The organism is Lactobacillus sp. UMNPBX17, assembly GCF_002553735.1.
Taxonomy (GTDB): Bacteria; Bacillota; Bacilli; order Lactobacillales; family Lactobacillaceae; genus Lactobacillus; species Lactobacillus gallinarum.
The window spans coordinates 1-5,717 of sequence record NZ_PCYT01000079.1 but is presented as its reverse complement, the minus strand read 5'-3'; the positions used below and the strand labels follow the sequence as shown (position 1 = coordinate 5,717).

Sequence of the window (5,717 nt, the reverse complement as noted above, 5' to 3'; positions counted from 1 at the left end):
ATTATGGTTCTTTATTAACTAAAGGACAGCAATCTTATTTTGAAGATTATTATTATAATGATCTATCATTAGGAGAGATTGCGGTTAATCATAATGTATCTCGGCAAGCTATTTATGATAATTTAAAACGCTCCACTAAAATTTTGAAAAATTATGAAGCCAAATTACATATGCGGCGTGATAATAATCATATTGAAGATGTGCTAGCAGATGCACTTTTGTCGATAGATAATAATGATAGTCAAACTGCTAAAAAAGAAATAACCAATTTATTAAATCAATTGAGGGGAGAGTAAACCCATGGCTTTTGAAAATTTAAGTGAAAGAATTCAAAAAGCATTAAAAAATTTAACTGGTAAAGGTAAAGTTTCAGAAGAGGATATTAATAAGGCTAGTCGTGAAATTCGACTTGCATTGTTAGAAGCCGATGTTAACTTCAAGGTTGTTAAGGACTTTATCAAGACTATTAAAAAAGAGGCCCTTGGCAAAGAAGTTCAAGAAAGTTTAAATCCGGGCCAACAAGTAATTAAAATCGTTAATGAACAATTAACGAAGATGATGGGTGAAGAAGCAGTTCCTTTAAACAAGTCTAAGCATATTCCAACTATTATTATGATGGTTGGTTTGCAAGGTACTGGTAAGACTACCACTGTTGGTAAATTAGCATATCATTTACAAAAGACGCAAAAGGCTCGTCCGCTTTTGATTGCTGGAGATATTTATCGTCCTGCCGCTGTTGACCAATTAAAGCAAATTGGTGAACAATTAAAGGTGCCTGTCTTTAGCGAAGATGGTGAAAAAGATGTTGCTAAGATTGTACAGGATGGTTTAGCTGAAGCTGATAAAAACAAGAATGATTATGTTTTAATCGATACTGCCGGTCGTTTAGAAATAGACGAACCATTAATGGAAGAATTGGAACGTGTTAAGAAAGTTGCACAGCCAGATAACATCCTTTTAGTAGTTGATGCCATGACTGGTCAAGCAGCTACAGACGTTGCTAAAGGCTTTGATGAGCGACTTGATGTTACCGGAGTAATTTTAACTAAGTTAGACGGTGATACTCGTGGTGGTGCTGCACTTTCAATTCGTGCAGTTACTGGTAAGCCAATTCTATTTACTGGTCAAGGTGAAAAACTAAGTGATTTGGATGTCTTCCACCCAGATCGAATGGCTTCCAGAATTCTTGGGATGGGTGATATGCTTTCCTTAATTGAGAAGGCACAACAAGATTACGATGCCAAGGAAGCTGAAAAAGTCGCTGAAAAGATGCGAGAAAACACTTTTGACTTCAATGATTTTGTTGATCAAATGAAGCAAGTGCAAAAAATGGGTCCGCTTGATCAAATTATGAAGATGATTCCTGGGATGGCAAATAATCCACAGTTGAAGAACTTAAATGTTGATCAAAAGCAAATTGATCATACAATTGCCATTGTTTATTCAATGACTGAAGCAGAACGTGAGGATCCAGATTTGTTGAATCCAAGTCGCAGAAGAAGAATTGCTGCCGGTTCTGGTCGCCCCGTTGTCGAAGTTAACCGTATGATTAAACAATTTAAACAAATGCGGGAAATGATGAGCAAGATGACTAAGGGCAATATGAAGGGATTAAGCAACTTGCCAGGGATGGATTCACCAATGGCCAAGATGGCTATGCGTCGTTTAAATAAGAACTTTAAGAAGAACAAAAAGAAGCGTATGCGTAAGATTAAGAGATTCCATTCTTAAAAAAATAAAGGTGTTAAGGAAAAACACTTTACACCCATTTGTTTTGGTGGTATATTATTAATCGTTAAGTTTTAGGAGGAAATTAATTTATGTCAGTTAAAATTCGTATGCACCGTGCTGGTGCCAAGAGAAAGCCATTCTACAGAATCGTTGTTGCAGACTCACGTATGCCACGTGATGGTCGTTTCATCGAACAAGTTGGTTACTACAACCCAGTTTCACAACCAAAGGAATTGAAGCTTGATGAAGACAAGATCTTTGATTGGTTACAAAAGGGTGCACAACCTTCAGACACTGTTAGATCACTTCTTTCAGGTGCTGGCTTGATGGCTAAGTTGCACGATGCAAAATACAACAAGTAATTTTGCGATTATTTAAAAGCTTGATGCCAAGTGCTTCAAGCTTTTTTTATTACTTAAAAAGGAGCATGCATGGAATATTTTGACGTTGCACGAATTTTAACAACTCATGGATTGAATGGTGAAGTCAAAGTTAACGTGATTACGGACTTCCCAGAAGAGCGTTTTGCTGAAGGGATGCATTTATCACTTAGAAGCGATACTAAACGTGTATTGACTATTGAAAAAAGCCGTCCATTTAAACAATTTTGGTTAATTCAATTTAAAGAAATTACAGATATTGATCAAGCAGAAAAATTACGAGGCCAAATCCTGGTAGTAAGCGAAGAAGAGCGTGGCGAATTACCTGACGGTGTTTATTATTATAAAGACATCTTTGATTGCGATGTGATTGATGAAGAAACTGGTAAAAATATCGGTAAAATCGTTGATATCCAATCTCCAGGTGCAAATGATATTTGGCTTGTACGTGAAGATAGTGGCAAGGAATATTGGATTCCAAACATTGCCGATGTTGTTAAAAAAGTTGATGTAGCTGCCAAAAAAGTTTATGTAGAATTAATGGAGGGGTTACGAGATGAAGATTAATGTATTGACGCTTTTTCCCGACATGTTTACACCTTTGAAAGTATCGATGTTAGGACGTGGTTTAGAAGATGGTAAGTGGGATCTCAATTTAGTTAATTTCCGTGATTTCACAACAGATGTACATCACCACGTAGATGATACTCCTTATGGCGGCGGCGCTGGTATGGTACTCCAAATCATGCCAATTAAAAAAGCACTTAATTCTTTATCTTCTAGTGGTAAAGTTATTATTACCGCTCCACAAGGAAAAACTTTTAATGAACAAATGGCACAAGACTGGGCAAAAGAAGATGAATTAACTTTTATTTGTGGTCACTATGAAGGCTTTGATCAAAGAGTCTATGACTTAGCCGATGAAACCGTTTCAATTGGAGATTATGTGCTAACTGGTGGGGAATTACCAACTATGAGTATGATTGATGCTACTGTTCGACTTTTGCCTGGTATTTTAGGTAACGCTGCTAGTCCAGTAGAAGAAAGCTTTTCACATGGCTTATTAGAATATCCGCAATATACTCGCCCAGCTGATTTTGAAGGTCAAAAAGTGCCTGAAGTATTAACTAGTGGCAATCACCAAAAAATAGCTGAGTGGCGACACAAAGAAGCGCTTAAAGCAACTTATCTTCATCGTCCTGATATGTTAAAAGATCGTCAGTTGACTATTGAAGAAAATAAAATGCTAGAAGAAATCAAGTCAGAGCTTGATTAAGCTGGCTTGATTTGTTAAACTATTCATCGTGGCAAATGTCACTAATTAAAGTTATGGGTGTTCCGCTGACGCTGGTGCGTGGATGAATGCCGAAGAAGGAGAAAAATATATTATGGATCCATTAATTCAAGAATTGACTAAAGAACAAATTCGTGACGATATTCCTGCTTTCCGTGCAGGTGATACTGTTACTGTTCACGTACGTGTTGTTGAAGGTACTCACGAACGTATTCAGTTGTTCGAAGGTGTTGTAATTAAGAAGAAGGGTACTGGCATCGGTGCTACTTACACTGTTCGTAAGATTGCTTCAGGTGTTGGTGTTGAAAGAACCTTCCCAGTTAACGACCCACGTGTTGCTAAGGTTGAAGTTAAGCGTCATGGTCGTGTGCGTCGTGCTAAGCTTTACTACTTACGTGAACGTCACGGTAAGTCAGCAAGAATTGCTGAAGCACGTCGTTAATCATAACGTCGATATAGAAAAGCTAGTTCCAAACGGAACTAGCTTTTTTGTTTTGATAAATATTTTTAAAGTAATTTATATAAGTTATAATTATTTAATAATATATTCGTTGCTTGTGAATAATAATATCGTGGAACTCATGTGAAACTGCAAATTAAAATCACAAAGTCACTTTAATATACAGTAATAACATTGATAATATACTAAATATGGATTGTGAAGTAAATTTCACAAGCAGAGATATTGAGTGTGGAATTAAAGCGAAAGCCGCCATTTATCCACAATGGCGGCTTTTAATTGATATTAAATTGATTACATTATACTATATTTAATTTAGATGTAAAATAATTTTGACTAATATTATAATTAATATATCAGAAATAGAAACAGGTGAGATGATTGAATTATCCTAAAGAATTACTGGCAGAAGTAAAAGAGAGATCAAAGGGCATGCGTTTAGAAGGAATTAATTCAGGAAGTGGCCCAATACATCCCTTGCTAATGATCGTAGGCGAAGCGCCAGGACGCAATGAAATCGTTAATAATATTCCATTTAGTGGTGACGCCGGAAAGGAACTGGATAAATCACTAAAGCAAATTGGTTTATCACGAGATCAAGTTTATATTACTAGTGCTGTTCGTAGCCGCCCTTTTAGTGTGAAAAAAGTTTTTAGTAAACGAGAAAATAAAGAAGTAATTAAAAGACCAAATCGTAAACCTACTAAGAAAGAAGTGTTAGCACATGCTCCTTTTTTAGACTATGAAATGCATTACGCAGATCCACAAGTCATTGTTGCTTTAGGTAACACCGGATTAGAGCGACTGCTTGGCCCAGGTCATAAGATTTCTGCTGAACATGGTAAGGTTATTGAGAATACACCAATTCTTGAACTTAATGAAGCTAAAGATGGATATGTTTGGTCGAAAAAGAAATATACGGTTATTCCAGAATATCATCCTGCGGCTGTATTTTATAATCGTAAATTAAGTGATGATATTGTAAAAGATTGGGAAGCAATAAAACCTTACATCGATAAAGAAAGAGAAAATAATGAGTAACGAAACTTTTTTAATCCCTATTAGACAAAATAATGATTTATCCGATATTGCTCTTAATGAGTTGCGAATGGATTTGGATGAGCATCCCTTGCACCAAAGAGCTTATGCAGAGCTAGCCTATCTACCGGGTAACAACCGTAAATATAGTCTTAACAGTGTGAAAACAATTGATAGCCCATTAAGAAATAAAAAGATCTTATTTTTAGGTTCTTCTGTCACATTTGGTTTTGGTGCATTAGGGGAATCTTTTGTAGACTACTTATGGAAAAAAGATGGCATTGCTGCTATTAAAGATGCAGAAAATGGCACTACTTTGGTAGATCAAGATACCAGTTATCATGGTGATTCTTATGTTGCTCGTTTTAAGGAAAATCTTAAAACACCAATTGATATGCTGGTTTTGCAACTTTCTACTAATGATGCGCGTACAAACCAGAAGTTGGGAGAAATTAGTCAAAATGACCATTTTGATGTAAAAACAATTATCGGTGCGATGGAATATATTATTAGTCAAGCTCTGACTACATGGCATTGCCCAATTTTGATCTATACAAATCCTTATTTTGAAAGTGATTTGTATAATCAGATGGTAAAAGTAATACATCAATTAGCTAAAAAATGGAATATTAAAGTTCTGGATTTATATAATGATCCGAATTTTAAAGACCAACCTGCTCTTTATATGGCAGACGAAATTCATCCGACCCGTGCAGGTTATTTAGAAAAATGGCTGCCAGTTTTTGAAAATAAATTAACCGCCGATTGTAAAATCAAGTTGAACACTTTATAAAAATAAAAGTCCATCTGGACC

The 5,717-nt window shown here is 35.9% G+C and carries 8 protein-coding genes; all 8 read left to right on the top strand.

Annotation, left to right across the window (positions count from 1 at the left end; translation table 11 throughout):
• Positions 1–296, top strand: a 296-nt coding sequence (ylxM, locus tag CP368_RS09030; RefSeq protein WP_098045996.1) for a YlxM family DNA-binding protein, incomplete at its 5' end; no start/stop codon positions are given.
• A 4-nt stretch (positions 297–300) separates the two neighbouring features.
• Complete coding sequence (gene ffh, locus CP368_RS09025; protein WP_098036236.1) at positions 301–1,731, top strand: signal recognition particle protein; 1,431 nt, start codon at positions 301–303, stop codon at positions 1,729–1,731.
• A gap of 89 nt (positions 1,732–1,820) precedes the next feature.
• Positions 1,821–2,093, top strand: a complete 273-nt coding sequence (gene rpsP / locus CP368_RS09020; RefSeq protein WP_025006364.1) for a 30S ribosomal protein S16 — start codon at positions 1,821–1,823, stop codon at positions 2,091–2,093.
• Between the two features lie 69 nt (positions 2,094–2,162).
• The gene (rimM, locus tag CP368_RS09015; RefSeq protein WP_098044413.1) at positions 2,163–2,678 is read left to right on the top strand and encodes a ribosome maturation factor RimM; all 516 of its coding nucleotides are present in this window, start codon (positions 2,163–2,165) and stop codon (positions 2,676–2,678) included.
• Positions 2,668–3,387 (top strand): tRNA (guanosine(37)-N1)-methyltransferase TrmD, encoded by a 720-nt coding sequence (gene trmD, locus CP368_RS09010; RefSeq protein WP_098044412.1) that lies wholly within the window; start codon positions 2,668–2,670, stop codon positions 3,385–3,387. Before rimM ends, trmD begins: the two co-directional genes overlap by 11 nt.
• Positions 3,388–3,499: 112 nt before the next feature.
• A complete protein-coding gene (gene rplS, locus CP368_RS09005) occupies positions 3,500–3,847 on the top strand; it encodes a 50S ribosomal protein L19 (RefSeq protein WP_003629071.1) in 348 nt (115 codons plus the stop codon).
• Between the two features lie 399 nt (positions 3,848–4,246).
• On the top strand, positions 4,247–4,906 hold the full coding sequence (locus CP368_RS09000; RefSeq protein ID WP_098044411.1) for a uracil-DNA glycosylase: 660 nt from the start codon (positions 4,247–4,249) through the stop codon (positions 4,904–4,906).
• On the top strand, positions 4,899–5,696 hold the full coding sequence (locus tag CP368_RS08995) for an SGNH/GDSL hydrolase family protein (RefSeq protein ID WP_098044410.1): 798 nt from the start codon (positions 4,899–4,901) through the stop codon (positions 5,694–5,696). Before CP368_RS09000 ends, CP368_RS08995 begins: the two co-directional genes overlap by 8 nt.
• The last annotated feature ends 21 nt before the right edge of the window (positions 5,697–5,717 follow it).

Coding starts and splice junctions, on each gene's coding strand:
- ffh (WP_098036236.1), top strand. CDS start 301: ATGGCTTTTGAAAATTTAAGTGAAAGAATTCAAAAAGCATTAAAAAAT.
- rpsP (WP_025006364.1), top strand. CDS start 1,821: ATGTCAGTTAAAATTCGTATGCACCGTGCTGGTGCCAAGAGAAAGCCA.
- rimM (WP_098044413.1), top strand. CDS start 2,163: ATGGAATATTTTGACGTTGCACGAATTTTAACAACTCATGGATTGAAT.
- trmD (WP_098044412.1), top strand. CDS start 2,668: ATGAAGATTAATGTATTGACGCTTTTTCCCGACATGTTTACACCTTTG.
- rplS (WP_003629071.1), top strand. CDS start 3,500: ATGGATCCATTAATTCAAGAATTGACTAAAGAACAAATTCGTGACGAT.
- CP368_RS08995 (WP_098044410.1), top strand. CDS start 4,899: ATGAGTAACGAAACTTTTTTAATCCCTATTAGACAAAATAATGATTTA.